General features: G+C 70.8%; 17 protein-coding genes. 6 read left to right on the forward strand and 11 right to left on the reverse strand.

The features are described from left to right. Window positions 1-8: 8 nt before the first annotated feature. On the reverse strand, window positions 9-3,623 hold the full coding sequence (locus SALPAC6_RS0111885; RefSeq protein ID WP_018253639.1) for an ATP-binding cassette domain-containing protein: 3,615 nt from the start codon (window positions 3,621-3,623) through the stop codon (window positions 9-11). Window positions 3,624-4,146: 523 nt separating this feature from the next. On the opposite strand from SALPAC6_RS0111885, the gene SALPAC6_RS0111890 reads away from it, so the two are divergent. After that, complete coding sequence (locus SALPAC6_RS0111890) at window positions 4,147-4,728, forward strand: hypothetical protein (RefSeq protein ID WP_026189586.1); 582 nt, start codon at window positions 4,147-4,149, stop codon at window positions 4,726-4,728. A gap of 107 nt (window positions 4,729-4,835) precedes the next feature. Here SALPAC6_RS0111890 and SALPAC6_RS0111895 read toward each other — a convergent pair whose 3' ends face one another. Beyond that, window positions 4,836-5,345: a DinB family protein gene (locus SALPAC6_RS0111895; RefSeq protein WP_223874223.1), complete on the reverse strand. Its 510-nt coding sequence runs from the start codon at window positions 5,343-5,345 to the stop codon at window positions 4,836-4,838. A 166-nt stretch (window positions 5,346-5,511) separates the two neighbouring features. Beyond that, entirely contained in the window at window positions 5,512-6,159 is a 648-nt protein-coding gene (locus tag SALPAC6_RS0111900) for a maleylpyruvate isomerase family mycothiol-dependent enzyme (protein WP_025620241.1), read from the reverse strand. Between the two features lie 424 nt (window positions 6,160-6,583). On the opposite strand from SALPAC6_RS0111900, the gene SALPAC6_RS0111905 reads away from it, so the two are divergent. After that, complete coding sequence (locus SALPAC6_RS0111905) at window positions 6,584-7,576, forward strand: MerR family transcriptional regulator (protein ID WP_018253644.1); 993 nt, start codon at window positions 6,584-6,586, stop codon at window positions 7,574-7,576. Window positions 7,577-7,659: 83 nt separating this feature from the next. Here the strand turns inward: SALPAC6_RS0111905 and SALPAC6_RS0111910 are convergent, their stop codons facing one another. From SALPAC6_RS0111910 to SALPAC6_RS0111935, 6 genes are all read right to left on the reverse strand, one after another. Then, window positions 7,660-8,499 carry a GNAT family N-acetyltransferase gene (locus SALPAC6_RS0111910; protein ID WP_018253645.1) on the reverse strand — a complete coding sequence of 280 codons (840 nt, stop codon included), beginning with the start codon at window positions 8,497-8,499 and terminating at the stop codon, window positions 7,660-7,662. Between the two features lie 157 nt (window positions 8,500-8,656). After that, entirely contained in the window at window positions 8,657-9,829 is a 1,173-nt protein-coding gene (ispG, locus tag SALPAC6_RS0111915; RefSeq protein WP_018253646.1) for a flavodoxin-dependent (E)-4-hydroxy-3-methylbut-2-enyl-diphosphate synthase, read from the reverse strand. Between the two features lie 9 nt (window positions 9,830-9,838). Then, window positions 9,839-11,089 (reverse strand): M50 family metallopeptidase, encoded by a 1,251-nt coding sequence (locus SALPAC6_RS0111920; RefSeq protein ID WP_018253647.1) that lies wholly within the window; start codon window positions 11,087-11,089, stop codon window positions 9,839-9,841. After that, window positions 11,089-12,300, reverse strand: coding sequence for a 1-deoxy-D-xylulose-5-phosphate reductoisomerase (gene dxr / locus SALPAC6_RS0111925; RefSeq protein WP_026189588.1), 1,212 nt, complete (start codon window positions 12,298-12,300; stop codon window positions 11,089-11,091). The genes SALPAC6_RS0111920 and dxr overlap by 1 nt, the downstream gene beginning before the upstream one ends. A 99-nt stretch (window positions 12,301-12,399) precedes the next feature. Next, window positions 12,400-12,624: a DUF397 domain-containing protein gene (locus SALPAC6_RS0111930; protein ID WP_018253649.1), complete on the reverse strand. Its 225-nt coding sequence runs from the start codon at window positions 12,622-12,624 to the stop codon at window positions 12,400-12,402. 4 nt (window positions 12,625-12,628) lie between these two features. Continuing rightward, window positions 12,629-13,510 (reverse strand): helix-turn-helix domain-containing protein, encoded by an 882-nt coding sequence (locus SALPAC6_RS0111935; protein WP_026189589.1) that lies wholly within the window; start codon window positions 13,508-13,510, stop codon window positions 12,629-12,631. A gap of 253 nt (window positions 13,511-13,763) precedes the next feature. Here SALPAC6_RS0111935 and SALPAC6_RS30130 point away from each other — a divergent pair, with 253 nt between their 5' ends. The 4 genes from SALPAC6_RS30130 to SALPAC6_RS0111955 all read left to right on the forward strand — a co-directional run bounded on the left by SALPAC6_RS30130 (window position 13,764) and on the right by SALPAC6_RS0111955 (window position 15,179). Beyond that, window positions 13,764-13,967 (forward strand): hypothetical protein, encoded by a 204-nt coding sequence (locus tag SALPAC6_RS30130; protein WP_018253651.1) that lies wholly within the window; start codon window positions 13,764-13,766, stop codon window positions 13,965-13,967. Window positions 13,968-13,972: 5 nt separating this feature from the next. Then, window positions 13,973-14,239, forward strand: a complete 267-nt coding sequence (locus tag SALPAC6_RS0111945) for a hypothetical protein (RefSeq protein WP_018253652.1) — start codon at window positions 13,973-13,975, stop codon at window positions 14,237-14,239. 291 nt (window positions 14,240-14,530) lie between these two features. Further along, a complete protein-coding gene (locus SALPAC6_RS0111950; protein ID WP_018253653.1) occupies window positions 14,531-14,770 on the forward strand; it encodes a DUF6289 family protein in 240 nt (79 codons plus the stop codon). A 22-nt stretch (window positions 14,771-14,792) separates the two neighbouring features. Next, window positions 14,793-15,179: a VOC family protein gene (locus SALPAC6_RS0111955; protein WP_018253654.1), complete on the forward strand. Its 387-nt coding sequence runs from the start codon at window positions 14,793-14,795 to the stop codon at window positions 15,177-15,179. Window positions 15,180-15,283: 104 nt separating this feature from the next. Here SALPAC6_RS0111955 and SALPAC6_RS0111960 read toward each other — a convergent pair whose 3' ends face one another. Together SALPAC6_RS0111960 and SALPAC6_RS0111965 are read right to left on the reverse strand one after the other, a co-directional pair. Further along, window positions 15,284-15,988, reverse strand: a complete 705-nt coding sequence (locus tag SALPAC6_RS0111960) for a carbon-nitrogen hydrolase family protein (protein WP_018253655.1) — start codon at window positions 15,986-15,988, stop codon at window positions 15,284-15,286. Window positions 15,989-16,008: 20 nt separating this feature from the next. Further along, a complete protein-coding gene (locus SALPAC6_RS0111965; RefSeq protein WP_020493576.1) occupies window positions 16,009-16,737 on the reverse strand; it encodes a Clp protease N-terminal domain-containing protein in 729 nt (242 codons plus the stop codon). Window positions 16,738-16,747 lie beyond the last annotated feature (10 nt).

Here is a 16,747-nt window from a genome sequence, read left to right on the forward strand (position 1 = left end):
GCTTCCCGTCAGCCGGCCAGGTGCGACCACTGGGCCGCCAGCTCACACCAGCGGCCCTGGGCGGCCACCCGGCCGTCGTCCAGCACCAGGACGTGGTCGGCGCGGAGCAGCGCCGCCCGTTTCGAGGTCGACCCCAGCACCGTGACCCCGTGCCGTCGCAGCGCCGCCCAGAGCGCCAGCTCCGTGGTGACATCCAACGCGGAGGAGACGTCGTCGGCGACCAGCAGCTCGGTCCGCGGGGCGAGCGCACGGGCCAGCGCGAGCCGCTGCAGCTGCCCGCCCGAGAGCCGGGTGCCCTTGTGCCCGATGACCAGCCCGAGACCGGCTCCGGAGGCCGCCAGGTCCGGCTCGAGCTGGGCGGTGGACGCCGCCGCGGCGGCGTCGGCCGGATAGCCGAGGGTGATGTTGTCGGCGACCGTCCCGGAGAGCACCCGGGGCTGCTGACCGACGTAGCCGACCTGGTGCGGGCGGAGAAACAGCTCCGGCTCGGTCACCGGCACGCCGTTCCACATCAGCCGGCCGGTGTGCGGCACGATCCCGGCGAGGGCCCGCAGCAGCGACGACTTGCCCGAACCGACCGGACCGACCACCAGGACGAGCTGGCCGCGTTCGATCGTCAGGTCGACATCGCGGACCGCCGCCACCCCGTCCGCGTGCCGGACCCCGAACCCGGCCAACTCGAGCCGACGCAGCGGGTGCCGCGCCGGCGCCGGCGGCACCGGAGCGGTACCGGCCGCCGGGTCGACCCCCGGCAGCGCCGCCGAGTACGCCGGCGCCCCGGTCATCGCCACCGTCCGCTGGGTCCATACCCGAGCCGACGGCACCTGGGAGAGCAGCGACGCCGCGGTCCAGGCGATCCAGCGCGCCGCGACGAGCGTGGAGACGGCGACCAGGGTCGCGCCGGCCGACAGAACACCGGCCAGGAACAGCGCCCACGCACCGATCGGTAGCAGCCCGCTGACCAACGACGGCGTGGAGCGGGACCACACCTGGGTGGTGATCTCCCGACGCTGGCGCTCGCTCCGGATGGCATCCAGGTCGGCGAGATGGTCGAGCACCGGCCCGGTCGCGCCGGCCAGCTTCACCGTCCGCGCGGCGGAGAGCCCGGAGACCAACGCGGTCGCGTACGCGGCCCGCGCCGTCACCGTCCCCCGTGCGCTGCGCTCCAGGGCCGGGCCGAACAAGGCGGCCACCAGCGCGGACACCACCATCGTCCCGAGGAAGAAGAGTCCGGGTACGACGCTGCCGGAGATCACGGTCATCGCCACCAGCAGGACCAGGCCGAAGAACTGGTCCACCATGTTGTCGGCGAGCTCCACGACCCGTTCGGTGTCACCGCCCTGGGCGACCACCTCGGCGGGGGTGTAGCCGCTGACCCGCCGGTGCCCGGTCTGCCCATGCACCAGCCGAAGGTTGATCCGCAGCATCTGTCGCACCCACCAGTTCTGGAACCACAGCGCCGAATACCAGTGGATGGGCAGCGTGACCAGCAGCCCGGCCGCGATGCCGAGCGCCGGCAGCAACGGCTCACCGACGCCGTCGACCACATCCGCCCAGAGCCACGGCAGCACCGGGCCGTCCAGGCCGACCAACACCAGCACCACGAAGGGTGCCATGGCCGCCAGCCCGTACCGTGGGTCGTTGCCGAGCAGCCGGAAGACCTCCCGCAGCGTTCGACCAAGGGACGCCACTGGTGGGGGCGAGGTATCCCCAGCCGCCGGCCGGCGTTCCTCGGCCGACGGCGAGACGTCCACGGGGACCGGCGCCGTGGACGTCGCCGGGGCGGGTTCGGGCCCGGCGTCCGGCTCCGGCCCGTCCAGCAGCCCAACGCCGACGCCGACGCCGACGCCGCTACCGCTGGTGGGGCCGGGACCACCACCGCCGATGCCGACCTGAACGGGCGCGTGGACGCCGGTGCTGACGGGGGTGCCGGCCGGGGTGACAGCGTCGCTGATCACGCCGTCGCTGATGGCCAGCAGTTCAGCGAAACGACCCGACTCCCGCAGCGGCCCGGCCTCCAGTACCGCGCCGTCGGCCAGCACCACCACCTCGTCGCAGTGCCGGACCGAGGAGAGCCGGTGCGCGATGACGATGCCGATCCGGTCGCGCAGCAGCCGTTCGGTGGCCGCCTGCACCCGCGCCTCGGTGACCGGGTCGAGCCGGGCGGTCGCCTCGTCCAGGATCACCACGTGCGGGTCCCGCACCAGAATCCGGGCGAACGCGACCAGTTGCTCCTGTCCGGCCGAGAGGACGTGCCCGCCCTCACCGAGCCGGGTCCGCAGCCCGTCGGGGAGTTCGGTGGCCCAGCCGTCGAGGCCCAGTTCGCGCAGGGCGTCGGCGGCGGCGTCGAGCAGGTCCGGGTCGAAGAGGGCGATGTTCTCGGCGAGGGTGCCGGCCAGGATCTCGGTACGCTGTGGCACCACCGCCACCCATTGGCGCAGCTTCTCGACATCGATGTCGCGCAGATCGCGGCCGCCGAGCAGGACCGTCCCGGCCGGCACATCGACCGCCCGGGTGAGCACCTTCGCCAGCGTGGACTTACCCGAACCGGTCCGGCCGACCAGGGCGTACGAACGGCCACGGGTGAAGGTGAGGTGGATGTCGCGCAGGGCCGGCCCACCGCTGCCCTCGGCCACCGGGTACTGGAAGGTCAGACCCCGCACCGCCAGCTCGCCGTCGACCGGCGTCAGCCCGCCCACCGGCTCCTGCGGAGAACCCGCCAGCAGCCCTACGCGACCCCAGGCACCGAGCATGTACTGGATCTCCGGCACCAGCCGGCTGACGTGCTCGACGGTCACGCCGAAAGCGACGGCGAGCAGCCACACGGCGGTCAGCCGGGCGCTGTCCACCCACCCGTTGGCCAGCGCCCAGGCTCCCGCGAGCACCACCGCGGCGATCCCGACGCTGGTGACGCCGACCGCGGTGGTGGCGACCCGGGTCGACATCCGCCACACCGGCATCGCCCGGGCGAGCACGGCCGCCGCCCGGGTGGCCCAGAGCCGCAACACGTACGGCTGGGCGAGGCTGGTCCGCACGTCATCCTGGCCGTGGACGGCCTCCTCCATCACCGCAGCCAGGTCGGACCAGGCCGCTTCCTCGGCCATCCGGGCCGGAACAATGCGGGCGGTGGTCCGGCGCAGGCCGACGGCGAGGACACCGACGAGCAGCAGCATGGTCAGCCCGGCCGGCCACCAGACACCTAGTGCGACGACCGCGGAGAACAGGCCCGCGGTCAGCATCTGGGCGATGCGGATACCCTGCGATCGGACCCCGGCGGCTACGTCATAGACGTCGCCGTCGATCCGGTCAAGCAGCTCGCCAACCGGTGTCGCCTCCAAGGTGGGCAGGTCCTGCCCGAAGGCGACCCGGCAGAGCCGGCGCCGGACGGCGGCGGACCAGTCGGCGGACACCCCGGCCAGCACCAGATCGACCACGAGAGCACTGATCACGGCGGCGATCAGCGCCACCGCGAGCAGGGCGAAGGCACCCACTGAGCGGTGCACCAGAACCGGCCCGGCCAACGCGGCGGCAGCGGCCTGACCGCTGGCGCCGAGCAGAACCAGGATGCCCACGATCGTCATGCGGCGGGGCGCGGTGGCCCACAGGTCACGGAGCAGGCGCACGGGAAACCCTTACGACGAGCGGCGTTGGAACGCCCAGCCTCGCCCGGCGGGGACCCGTCGCTCAACGCATTTTGGCCCTGCCGACCGGGCGCACCCCGTCGGGACGCCAGCCAAGCTGACTGCGAGTACCGGATTGGCAGCAGACCGCGCTGCGCGTTGTCTGGGGCTCTTCAGCGCACAGTTCACTGGTGTCCGATTGATGCCCGCTTGCGGTGTGACCGCAGGCATCGTGGTGGTGGAATCCCGGCGGGCGTGGGGGCGTTACACCCTGCGTACGGCCGTGGAGGTGCCCCCGCGTGAGCGGGTGACGCCGGGTGCGGGTCGCCGGGAATGGTGGTGGCCGGTCGGTCGTTACATCTGGACCCGGCGTTGTGCGTGTGCCCCTGGTGAGGCCCCGCGGTCGCCGCCCTCTTTTTCTTGTGATCTTTTGAGCGCCGGACGGTGCTTGCACCCCTTTTGCCGCCTGACCCCCCTGGGGGCGTGTGTGTGGGGTGTCGACCCCCGAATGGAGCATCCCCCCATGATTAACATGATTCTGCGTCGTAGTGTGCTTGGTGTTGCTGGTCTGGCCCTGTCCACCGGTGTCGTCGCCGGCCCGCTGGCCACCCTCGCCGACAGCGTCCCCACCCCCGCGGCTGCTGCTGTGGTGGCGGAGAAGCCGGACAGTGGCACGCTGATCCCGCACGGCACTCAGGGTGAGCAGTCGCGCATCGAGCTGGGCGAGGAGCAGACCGGCAACGTGAAGGCCATCATCGAGGCGACGAAGAACGCCGACATGGACGAGCGGGCCGCTGTGGTGGCGATCGCTACCAGTTTGCAGGAGTCGAAGTTGGAGAACCTGGGTCACCTGGGTGACCGCAATGACCACGACTCGCAGGGCCTGTTCCAGCAGCGCCCGTCGTCTGGTTGGGGCACGGTGGAGCAGATCACCGACCCCGAATACTCCACCACCGCGTTCCTGGACGGTTTGAAGCAGGTTGAGGGCTGGCAGGACATGCCGTTGACCGAGGCCGCGCAGACGGTGCAGGTGTCGGCGTACCCGTTCCACTACGCCCAGTGGGAGACCCAGGCCGCCGACCTCGTCGCCGAGCACTGGACCAGCTGACCCACCGCAGATAAGACCTAACCCACACAAGGGGGAAAGAAGCTGTTGGCCGGCACCCGAAACCGGGTGCCGGCCAACAGCCGTCTCCGGCTGGCCTGGACACCTAACTACTGCCCTCTGCGCCCATCGATGCGCTCGCGAAGCAGGTCGGCGTGGCCCAGGTGGCGGGCGTACTCCTCGATCAGGTGGACCAGGACTTCCCGTAGCTCCACATCGTCTGCTCCCCGGGCGTCCAGCTCCGTTCGCGCGACGAACTCGTCAGCGGCATCGCACTGCCGCTGCCACTCCTGGAATGCCGCCTCGACGTCGGAGTCCGTGGGCACCGGAAAGGTGAACTCTTCGCTGTGCACCCCGTTGGGGCGGAAGGGGCGCGGACCGCTGTCGCCCTGCATCACCCGCTGGAACCACCCGTGCTCGACCGCGGCCAGGTGCCGGACGAGCCCCAGCAGCGTCAGCTCCGACGGAGGCACCACGGGGTTCGCAAGCTGCTCCGGTGTCAGCCCCGCGCACTTGAGCCGCAGCGTCTGCCGCTGAAAGTTCAGATAGCGGAGGAGCACGTCTCGCTCGCCGTGGACGGTGCCCTGGTCCCGCGGGTCCTGTGCGGGCGAGACGAACATGTTCTGCCAGCCGAAGCCCTTGCCCTCCCATTGATCACTCACGAATGAAGTCTGCTCGACTGGGCCGGGGCCAGGCAACAGCGCCCACAGGGCTCGCCGGGGATGGCCAGCCCTGGAGTGCCGAGCGCTCGCCTTCGGCCCGGCGTGATCGCGGGCGCCATCTGGGTCACCGTCCGGAGGTGACGCGCTCGATGAGGGTCGCGGCCCCGGGCCCGGTGAGCTCGTCGGGTGCAACCGGCCGACCGGAGACCGCCAGCAGGAGGGAGAGAGCCGCACCCCGCACCTCGGGCCCGACTCCACTGTCCACGGCAGCATCGGAGCTGACCAGTCGCAGCCCACTCGCACGCTCCTTGCCGCCGCCCAGCTGCACCGTCGTGCGTAGTTGGAAGGTCAGCGCCGCCGCCACCTGCTCGACCGGGTATTCACCGCGAAGCCCAACTGCCCGTCGGATGTCCTCGCCGTGCACGAATGCCTCGACGAGGCGGGTGACGATCGCGGCCGGTGGGGTGCTGGTGCGGGTCACGACCGCGCGGAGGGCGGCGAGGGTGTCCACCGGGTCCTCGCGCCGTTCGCGGGCGAGCCCCACCGCATTCTGGCGGTCGAAATCGAAGCGGGCGGTGACCATGTCTCGGACGAAGCGGAGCCGCGTCGTCTTCGCGGTGTCGACCAGGTGCGCCACGACGTCGTGGACGTCCCACCCGGGGCAGGCGGTCGGGGCAGCCCACTGCTCAGGCCCCAGGGTCTCGAGGCTGCGCACGAGAGCCGCGCGTTCGTGGTGAATGACAGTCCACACCGCAGCATGCCGGCTATTCATGGCGCCACCCAAGCAGCAGGGGCTGACACTGCCGGGTGGGCCGGCGGAGTGTCAGATCTCGTCACAAAGGTGGGTCCGTTCTGCGGATGATCCTTCCACAACTCACCGTGTTGGCCGTGCACCATCACCGGCCTGATGTCCTCGCCGAGCTCGAGCTCGGGACGTGGGCGCCGGTCACGAACGCTCAGGGAAACCACCACTCTCCCCGTCCACATCCTGGTACCCCGCGTGGAAGCGCCCGTCGTGAGAGCCTGCAGTCCCGCCCACCGCTGCCGGGGTTCGCCGGACGCGTCGGCGATCTCGGTCAACAGACGGTGGCGGGCTGGATCAGCACCTCGTCGGGGGGCTGGTCGACCGGGGGCCGTCGGCGGGTACTGGACCAAAACTTGCGTCTCAAGCTGCTGGAGGTTGCAAGGTGAGCCTCATGGACATGAACAAGCTGTACCCAATCGGGGATGTCGCCCGGCGGACCGGCCTGAGCATCAGCGCCGTCCGGTACTACGCGGACGTCGGTGTCGTCACGCCCTCCGCTAGTACCGCGGCCGGCCACCGCCTGTACGACGTGTCGGCCATCGCTCGGCTGGAACTGGTCCGGACGCTACGGGAGCTCGGTGCCGGCCTGGGCGAAATCCGGCGGGTGCTGGCCGGTGAGGCGACGTTGCGCGAGTTGGCCGCCACCCACCTGGCCCTGTTGGAGCGACAGGAGGCGGGGCTGCGCAGGCGTCGCGCGGTGCTGTCGACGATCCTCAAACAGGACTCCACGGCCGAGCAGGTATTGCTGATGCACAAGCTGGTCGGACTGTCGGACGAGGAGCGCCACCAGTTGATAGACGAGTTCTGGACCGAGGTCTGCACCGATTGGGAGCCGCCGGAACGGATGACTGAGTGGTGGCGGGCGGCGCGGCCGGAACTGCCCGACTATCCCGCCACAGCCCAGTTGGAGGCGTGGATCGAGCTGGCCGAGCTGGTCCAGGACAACGAGGCGCGGCAGGCCGTACGCCGTCAGCTGTACGAGGCATGCACCACCGGGGCCGGGCCGCTGATGACCTCGTCGCCGATGCTGGACAGCCTGGAGGCGGCCACGCCGATCAGCCAGGCCGCGATGGACGCGTCGCGAGAGCAGGTGCCACCGGACTCGCCACGGGGGCGGGAGATCGCCGACCAATGGATCGGGTGGTTGACCGGCGTCTTCGCAACGTCAGACAGCCCCGGGTCACCCGACACTCCTGAGTTCCGGATCCAGGCGGCTGACCACATGCTGGCGGGCGCGGAGTGGGACCGCACACCGCCCCAGCCGGAGGGACCGTTCGACCGGTACATGGCGTTGGTCACGACCGTGAACAACGCGCCGCAGGAGCAGTTCCCGTGGGAGTGGCTAGCCGCGGCACTGCGCGCATCCGCCCTGCCTCCTCGCTGACGCTTCGCGGCGCAGGGTCGTGCCGGTATTCAGCCGGAGCTGCCGGCGGGGGCTGATCCAGCGGCTGGCTGCGGGTTACTCGCTCAGAACAAGACGGTGGCCAGGGTGCCCACCGGGCGGAAGCCGCAGCGCTCGTAGACCCGCCGGGCGGCCCGGTTGAAGTCGTTGACGTAGAGGCTCACCGTGGGCGCGCAGCGGTGGAGCGCGTCCCGGACGACGGCGGCCATCGCCGCCGCCGCGATCCCCCGGCCCCGCCACTCGGGGGCCACCCAGACCCCCTGCACCTGGGCGGTGCGCCGGGTCACCACCGCCAGCTCGGCCTTGAAGACGACCTCGCCGTCAATGAAACGGACGTATGCCCGACCGGCCCGAACCAGGTCCTGGACCCGACGGTAGTAGCCGCGCCCGGCGTCCTCGGCCAGCGGCGAGACACCGACCTCCTCGGTGTACATGGCCACGGCGGCCGGGAAGAGCCGGTCCACCTCGCCGCGGCGTACGTGACGCACCTGCGGGTCCGGGGCCACGGCGGGCACGGTGTCGGTGGCGAGCAACGGCTGGTTGGGGCGGACATCGCGGGCCGGGCCCCAGGTCGAGCCGAGCCGCTCCCAGAGGCCGAGCACCGCGTCGGCCCGGCCGACGATCGACGAGCAGAGCCGCTCCTGCCCGGCGAGCAGGTCGGCGTAGGCGGCGATGGCCGGCTCGGTCGCGAGCACCGGGGTGAGGTTGCCGCCCAGCCAACAGACGGATTCCAGGCTTCGACGGGGACCGTAGCCGAGGACCCGTCCCTCGGACCGCCACCAGCCGAGCCCGCGCGTGGCGACCCGCTCGGCGACCTGTGCGCCCGCATACGGGTCGAGGTCGAGCAGCTGCTCGACTGCGCGACGCTCCGATTCCCCGAGTTGCCGTACCGGCGTCGTCAGCACGGTTTTCAGCCTGCCAGATCAGCGAAGCCGGCGTGAGCCGACCGGCCTACTCGACGGTCCACCGACGGGCTGCGCTTCTCTTCCGCGTGTCGCCCCGGCTGCTGCCGAACGCCGGAGAGCGGAATGCGGACTCCGCTCCCAGCCGATCCCGGTGGGGTCAGTGCACGGTCACGGTGGCGCCGCCGGCCAGGCTCCGCAGTTCCTCGGGGAGCTCGGCACCCATCTCCTCGGCGAGGCGGAGCGCCTCCTCGATGAGGGTCTCCACGATCTGGCCCTCCGGGACGGTCTTGATGACCTGGCCCTTGACGAAGATCTGGCCCTTGCCGTTGCCGGAGGCCACCCCCAGGTCGGCCTCCCGGGCCTCACCGGGGCCGTTGACGACACAGCCCATCACGGCGACCCGCAGCGGCACCGGCAGGCCCTCCAGACCGGCCGTAACCTCCTCGGCGAGCTTGTACACGTCGACCTGGGCCCGGCCGCAGGACGGGCAGGAGACGATCTCCAGACCGCGCTCGCGCAGGCCGAGGGACTCCAGGATCGCGGCGCCGACCTTGATCTCCTCCACCGGTGGGGCGGAGAGCGACACCCGGATGGTGTCGCCGATCCCCTCGGCGAGCAGCGCGCCGAAGGCCACCGCCGACTTGATGGTGCCCTGGAACGCCGGCCCGGCCTCGGTGACCCCGAGGTGCAGCGGGTAGTCGCACGCCTCGGCGAGCTGCCGGTAGGCCCGGACCATCACCACCGGGTCGTTGTGCTTCACCGAGATCTTGATGTCCCGGAAGCCGTGCTCCTCGAAGAGCGAGCACTCCCAGAGCGCCGACTCAACCAGCGCCTCCGCGGTCGCCTTGCCGTGCTTGGCCAGCAGTCGCTTGTCCAGCGAGCCGGCGTTCACACCGATCCGGATCGGTACGCCCGCGTCGCCGGCGGCCTTCGCGATCTCCTTGACCTTGTCGTCGAACTGCCGGATGTTGCCCGGGTTCACCCGCACCGCCGCGCAGCCGGCCTCGATCGCGGCGAAGACGTACCGGGGCTGGAAGTGGATGTCGGCGATCACCGGAAGCTGCGACTTGCGGGCGATCGCCGGCAACGCCTCGACGTCGTCCTGACTGGGTACGGCGACCCGGACGATCTGGCAACCGGCGGCGGTCAGCTCGGCGATCTGCTGGAGCGTGGCGTTCACGTCGGCGGTGAGCGTGGTGGTCATCGACTGCACCGACACCGGTGCGCCCCCACCGACCGGCACCGAACCGACCATGATCTTGCGGCTCGCGCGACGGGGCGCGAGCGGCGGCGGCGGTACGGCGGGGATACCGAGACTGACAGCGGTCACTTCAGGCACTCACCTTGTGAAGAGCGTGATCGGATTGACGACGTCCGCGGTGATGGTCAGCAACGTGAACGCGCCACCGATCAGGATCACCGCGTACGTCACGGGCATCAGCTTGAGATAGTCGACCCGGCCCGGGTCGGGGCGGCGCAGCCCGGCGTAGACCCAGGAGCGGGCCCGCTCGAACCAAGCGATGGCGATGTGGCCGCCGTCCAACGGCAGCAACGGCAGCAGGTTGAACACGCCGATGAAGAAGTTCAGCGAGACGAAGAGCATGAAGAAGAGCAGCCAGGCGTCATTCTCCACCGCCTCGCCGCCGATCCGGCTCGCGCCGACCACGCTGATCGGGGTGTCCACCTCCCGCTCGCCACCGGTGATCGCCGTCCAGAGCGCCGGGACCTTCTGCGGAATCCGCTTCATCGCCTCGTACGTGTTCACCGCCATGGTGCCGGTGAACTCGGCGGTGCCGCCGATGGCGCCGATCGGGCCGTACTCGATCCGGCTGGGGGTGCTGGGGATGAGCCCGACACCGAGCGCGGCGACCGGCCCGACGGTGCCCTCCGGGTCGTCCAGCGGCGGGCGTTGGGTCTGCCCGAGCGTCACGGTCGTGCTGCCCGGCTGGTCGTCGCGCAGGTACTCGACCTGCGCCGGCTGCCCCGGCTGCTGGGCGCGCAGGGCGACGAGCAGGTCACCGTAACTGGTGACGGGGGTGCCGTTGACCGCGGTGATCTGGTCGCCGTCGCGCAGCTCGCCCTGCGCGGCCGGGCTGGCCGGGTCGGCGTCGGTGCAGGCGCGGGCCTCGTTCTCCGGGACGACGCAGCTGGCGAGCTGGATGACCGCCGGCTCCTGCCGGACCTGCGCCAGGGTGCTCGGGAAGTTCGGGTTGGGCAGACCGGCGGTGATCGCGATGATCCAGAGCGCGATCAGGGCCAGCGCGAAGTGCGTGATCGAGCCGGCGGACATCACGATCGTCCGCTTCCAGACCGGGAACCGCCACATCGCCCGCGGCTGGTCGGCCGGGTCGACATCGTCGTCCTGCGGGGTCATCCCGACGATCTTGCAGAAGCCGCCGAGCGGGATGCCCTTGAGGCCGTACTCCGTCTCGCCCCGCCTGAACGACCAGAGGGTCGGGCCGAAGCCGACGAAGTAGCGGGTCACCTTCATGCCGAAGGCCTTCGCCGTCAGCAGGTGCCCCGCTTCGTGCAGACTCACCGAGATCAGGATGGCGAGGGCGAAGAGCGTCACCCCGAGCAGGTAGGCCATCAAGTTCCTTCCACTGACTTCTCGATGATTGTCTGCGCGTGCCCGCGCGCCCACGACTCGGCCGCGAGCACGTCCTCGACGGTACCTGGTTCACCGAAGTCAGGAGCCTCGGCCAGCACCTGCTCCAAGGTGTCGACGATGCCGAGGAAGGGCAGCCGTCCGGCGACGAACGCCGCGACGCACTCCTCGTTGGCCGCGTTGTAGATCGCCGGGCGGCAGCACCCGGCCTCGCCGGCCGCCTTGGCGAGCGCGACCGCCGGGAAGGCCACGTCGTCCAGCGGCGCGAACTCCCAGGTGTGGCTGGTCGTCCAGTCAACGGCGGGGGCAGCGTCGGCGACCCGGTCCGGCCAGCCGAGGCCGAACGCGATCGGCAACCGCATGTCCGGCGGACTGGCCTGGGCGATGGTGGAGCCGTCCACGAACTCGACCATCGAATGGATCACCGAGGTCGGGTGGACCAGCACGGTGATGTCGGCGTACGGCACGTCGAAGAGCTCGTGCGCCTCGATCACCTCCAGCGCCTTGTTGACCATCGTGGCGGAGTTGATCGTGACGACCGGCCCCATGTTCCAGGTCGGGTGGGCGAGCGCCTGCTCCGGTGTGACCTGGGTCAACTCGTCGCGCCGCCGCCCCCGGAACGGGCCGCCGCTGGCGGTGACGAGCAACCGGCGCACCTCGGGGCGGGACCCGGAACGCAGACACTGGGCGAGCGCGGTGTGCTCGGAGTCGACCGGGACGATCTGCCCCGGCCGGGTCACCGCGGCCCGCACCAGGGGGCCGCCGGCGACCAGCGACTCCTTGTTGGCCAGGGCCAGGGTCCGCCCGGCACGCAGCGCGGCCAGGGTCGGCGCGAGCCCGAGCGAGCCGACCACGCCGTTGAGCACCACGTCGCTTCGCCACTGGGCCAACTCGGTCATCGCGTCCGGCCCGGCGATGATCTTCGGCAGCTTGACCTCGCCCCGGGACCAGCCGCGGCGGCTCGCCTCCGCATAGAAGGCGAGCTGGAGATCCTGTGCGGCGGACGCCCGCGCCACGCCGACCGCCTCCACGCCGAACTCAAGGGCCTGCGCGGCGAGCAACCCGACGTTGCCGCCGCCGGCGCCGAGCGCCGCCACCCGGAACCGGTCCGGGTTACGGCGCACGATGTCGATGGCCTGGGTGCCGATCGAACCGGTGGAGCCGAGCAACACGACGTCGCGGGGAGAAGTCACCCCGCCATTGTTCCCCAGCCGGTTCGGCGCTCGCCGGGAGCCTCAGCCGACGCGCCGAAGGCCGGTGCCGGCACCTCGCCGACACCGGCCAACCGCAGCTCAGAGCTGGTGGTCCCGCTCCCCACTCGGGACGGCGGCGACGAACCGGGCCCAGGCCGCCGAGCCGAAGCTCAGCGCCGGCCCCGGCCGATCCTTGCTGTCCCGTACCCCGACGACGCCATCCCGCGCGCCAACGACGCCGTCTCCGGTGCCGGCCGGGGCAGCGAACGCCGCCACCTCGACGCAGTCACCCTCGCCACCGGATCGGGACGACTTACGCCACACCCCGTCATGCCTCATCGGTCATCTCCCTCGCAATCGCCGCGATCAACTCACGGGACTCGTCAACACCCCGCGTTCGCTCGCTGAGCGAGCGCCAGGTGTCCTCGTAGGTCTGGATCTCGTGGGCCTTGTCCAGGTAGACCGCCCCGCACGGCCCGTCCGTGTAGATGGTGGTCGGCTCCGGCTCCCGCACGTCGGTCGGGAACTCCAGCATGGTGAAGGTGCCCGCCTGCGCCCAGCGGAACACCCCGGCGCTCAGCGGCAGCACCCGGAGGCCGACGTTGTGTCGCTCCCCGCTGACGAGTAGCGCCTCGAGTTGGCGCACCATCGCCGACCGGTCGCGCAACGGCCGCCGCAGCACCGCCTCGTTCAGCACCACCTCAAGCTGGGGCGCCCGCGGGATCGCCCGAACCAGCAGTCGCTGCCGGTGCAGCCGGACCTCCACCTTCGCCTGGCGCTCCGCCGCACTGAGCTGCGGATGATCGGTGGCGATCACCTCGGTCATGTACTCCACGGTCTGCAACAGACCAGGAATCAGGTTCACCTCATATTTTCGGATCCGGGTCGCGGCGGCTTCCAGGCCGACGTACAGCTTGAACCAGTCCTTGATCGCCGAACCGTAGCTGTGCCACCAGCCGTGGGCCTTGGTCTCCCGGGCCAGCGCCCGCATCGTCTCGATCGTCTCCCGGGCCGCCCCGTAGACCCGGCACATGGCCTCCACATCGTTGGGGTGCATGGGGACCTGGCCGGTCTCGTACCGCCAGATCCGGGGCGCCGACCACTCCAGTTCCTTCGCGGCGGCCGACACCGTGACATACGCGTTTTCTCGAAGCTCTCTCAGATATCTCCCGAGTTGCCTACGCGGAACGGTGCTCCCCGAGTCCTCCACGCCATCTCCTTTACTGTCGTCGCGTTAGGCACCTCATCCCTTGGTCCGCATCCTCCCGCGAGACATTGCCATCAATCCAGGGTTGCAATAAATCTTGTCTGAGACCGGCCACATATCGGCAGCGGTCGCCCCGGGGCGGGCACCCTCCCCCCACCTCATCCAGGTGCCCGCCCCGGCCTTGACAGCAACCAGAAGGAGCACCCGTGAACGCCATCGACGACGGTTCGGCCACACACCCGAAGGCGGCCCGAAGATGATCTACCTGAGCCAGGGCCGGCTGCGCGCGAACCAGGTCCGGAGTGTCCCCGCGAACACCGAGGCAGAGCGGATCCGGCAGGCCCTGCGCCAGTGGCAGTCCCGACACACCGACTGCTGCCACCACACCGACGCGCCGCGCACTCGCCGGGTGGGCAACACCAGCACGCACCGCACCCCCGGCACGGCCAACAGCGGGTAGCGCCGATGGCCGCGCGCTGGGTCCTGCACCTGCCCACCACCCTCACCAACCAGGACGATGCGGTACGCCTCGCCGCGGCGCTCCGCGACCCCCTCACGCACGTCACCGTCCTCGACTTCGGCGAAACCACGCTCAGCGAGGAAGACCGCCAGCTGCTGCGGACCCGGGTCTGGTGCGATGCCCGGCTCGACGAAGCAGGCCGCTGCCGCCGCCGCGCCGACCACGCCGGGCCCTGCGGTAGCGCCGCAAGGCAATGCGGCTTACGCCGTTGATACCGCTGAAGCCACCGGCTTTAGCAATTTGGCGTGGAGCAATAGAACTCGCGATCGCACCATAGTAGACAATGCCCCCACATTGCCTACCCGGCCGCTCCCCGCGTGGGCCGCCCCGAAACCCGGCGCCACCGGCAGGAATGTCGCTGGATTCGGACAAATCCTGCGCCGCGTAAGGCGCCGGGAAACAACGTGTACACGAAAAGCTGAGTTGTTATTTGTTTCACACTGTAATGCTTACGGCACCGTCGACTCTCGATTGATCAACCGCAGCACCGGAGGTGCACCACCATGATCCGACGTCTCTTCGTCGTCCTGGCCTTCCTCGCCACCGCCGTCCTCGTCTCGCCCGCCGCACCCGCGTCGGCTCGCGCCTGCACGTTCGGCCACGAGTGCTACACGACCTTCTACTCCGACCCGTCGCACACCACCATGGTGGGAAGCCTCCACGAGGACTGCCAGGGTGAGCCCACCATGGTCGGCAGCCGCAGCGGCTTCAAGACGTTCCAGGAGTATCCCTGCCCACAGTGAACCCCGGAGTACCGTCTCCGCCATGAGCACCGACGCCACCTCGGCAGCCACGGCCCGCTACGTCGCCGTCACCTTCGACTGCCCCGACCCGATCGCGCTGGCGCGCTTCTACAGCAGCGCTCTCGGCCTGCCCATCACCTACTCCTCCGACGAGTTCGCCCTCCTCGGCGAGGAGGGCGTTCCCGGACTCGGCTTCAGCCGGCTGGCCGGATACACGCCTCCTACCTGGCCGGACCCATCCCAGGAGAAGCAGGCTCACCTCGACCTGGCCGTTGACGACCTCGACGCCGCCCAAACCCGACTACTCGCCCTGGGCGCCACCGAGCCCCCAACCCAGCCGCAGCCGGATCGATGGCGAGTGCTGCTGGACCCCGCCGGTCACCCGTTCTGCATCACCACCGGCGTCTGAGCGAGCTGCACTCAGCCCCGACCGGGCGTGGTCCAGCGCCACTCACTGTCAACCAGGAGGAACCACCAGCCACCTGCGGATCACCCCGTGCTGACCCGGCCGCGTCAGCGCACCCTCCTGGCGAAGACCGTGCGGGCCAGATCATCGGGGGCTGCGCTCGCCTCGGCGACCAGCTCCCCGGCAGCGGACCAGATGCCCGAGCGGCCGGACGTTCGGGCGAAGCCGCCACCGGTCGGGCCGGCGAAGGCCGCAGTGGCCGCCCAGATGCCGTGGTCGGCGGCGACCCGACGGGCCCGCTCACCCAGCAGCTCGGCCTCGTCCTCGGCGTGCACGACCCCGGCCACATAGCCGTCAATCCCGAGCGCGGCCGTCTGCGCGGCGTGCTCGGGGACGCCGGTGTCACGGCAAACGGCGAGCCCCAGCCGCCATCCGTCCACGTCGATCACGGCCGGCTCGCCGGGGACGAAGTGGAGAGTCTCCGGACCGTGCAGGTGGACCTTCCGGTAGGCCACCCGCGCGCCCTCCCCGTCCACCGCCAGCACGCCGATGCCCGGCCCCGGCACCGGGGCGCCGACGAGTGCCAGCGCCCCGGTGTCGGCACAGGCGTTGACGATGGGGGCCAGCCGTTCGTCGCCGGGGGCGACTGGCAGCGCGTCCAGTTCGTAGCCGGTCAGCGACATCTCGGGAAACACCACCACTCGCGCGTCCGCCACCCGGACAGCCGCCGCGTGCGCCTCCGCGTTGACCAGCACGTCGTACGCGACGCACCGTGGCTGTGCCACCGCGATGCTCAACGACTGCCCTGTCATGTCTCCCCTCTCTGCCTCGCCTAGCTCTTGCGGGCGAGCGCGGCGAGTGCACCCTGGATCGCGGCCGCCAGCCCCTCCTTCTCGAGGCCGAGGCCGGTGAGCACGCCGTCGCCGCCCTCCTCCTCGAGCAGGGCGAGCACGATGTGCTCGGTACCGAGGTAATTGTGGCCGAGTCGAAGCCCCTCCCGGAAGGTGAGCTCCAGCACCTTCTTGCCCCGTGCGTCGTACGGGATCAGGTCCGGGACCTGCGCGACACGCGGCGGCAGGGTCGCCGCGACCGCGTCCCGGAGCCGGTCCAGGGACACCCCACGCGCCTTGATCAGCTGCGGGGCGAGTGCGTCCGGATCGACCAGCAGACCCAACGCCAGGTGCGCCGGACCGATCTCGGCGTTTCCGGCGGCGCGCGCCTCCTCCTGGGAGGCGACGACGACGTTGCGGGCCCGGGTGGTGAACCGGCTGAAGCCGCCATCCGACTCCAGCGCCGCGGCCGTCGCCACCTTTGCCACCGAACGCTTCTGGGCGGCCTGCTTGCTGACGCCCATGCTGCGACCGATCTCGGTCCACGAGGCGCCCGAGCGTCGGGCCTGGTCAACGAAGTGGCCGATCAGATGGTCGGCCACTTCGCCGAGGTGTTCGCCGGCCAGGACCGCGTCGGCGAGTTGGTCCAGCGCGCTGGTGCGCCCCTGCTTGATGTGGTCGATCAGCTCGTCGAGGCGTACCGGGTGGGTCGTCATCAATGGTTCCGTCATGCGTCAACCA

Source organism: Salinispora mooreana, assembly GCF_000379065.1.
In the GTDB taxonomy this organism is placed as follows: Bacteria; Actinomycetota; Actinomycetes; order Mycobacteriales; family Micromonosporaceae; genus Micromonospora; species Micromonospora mooreana.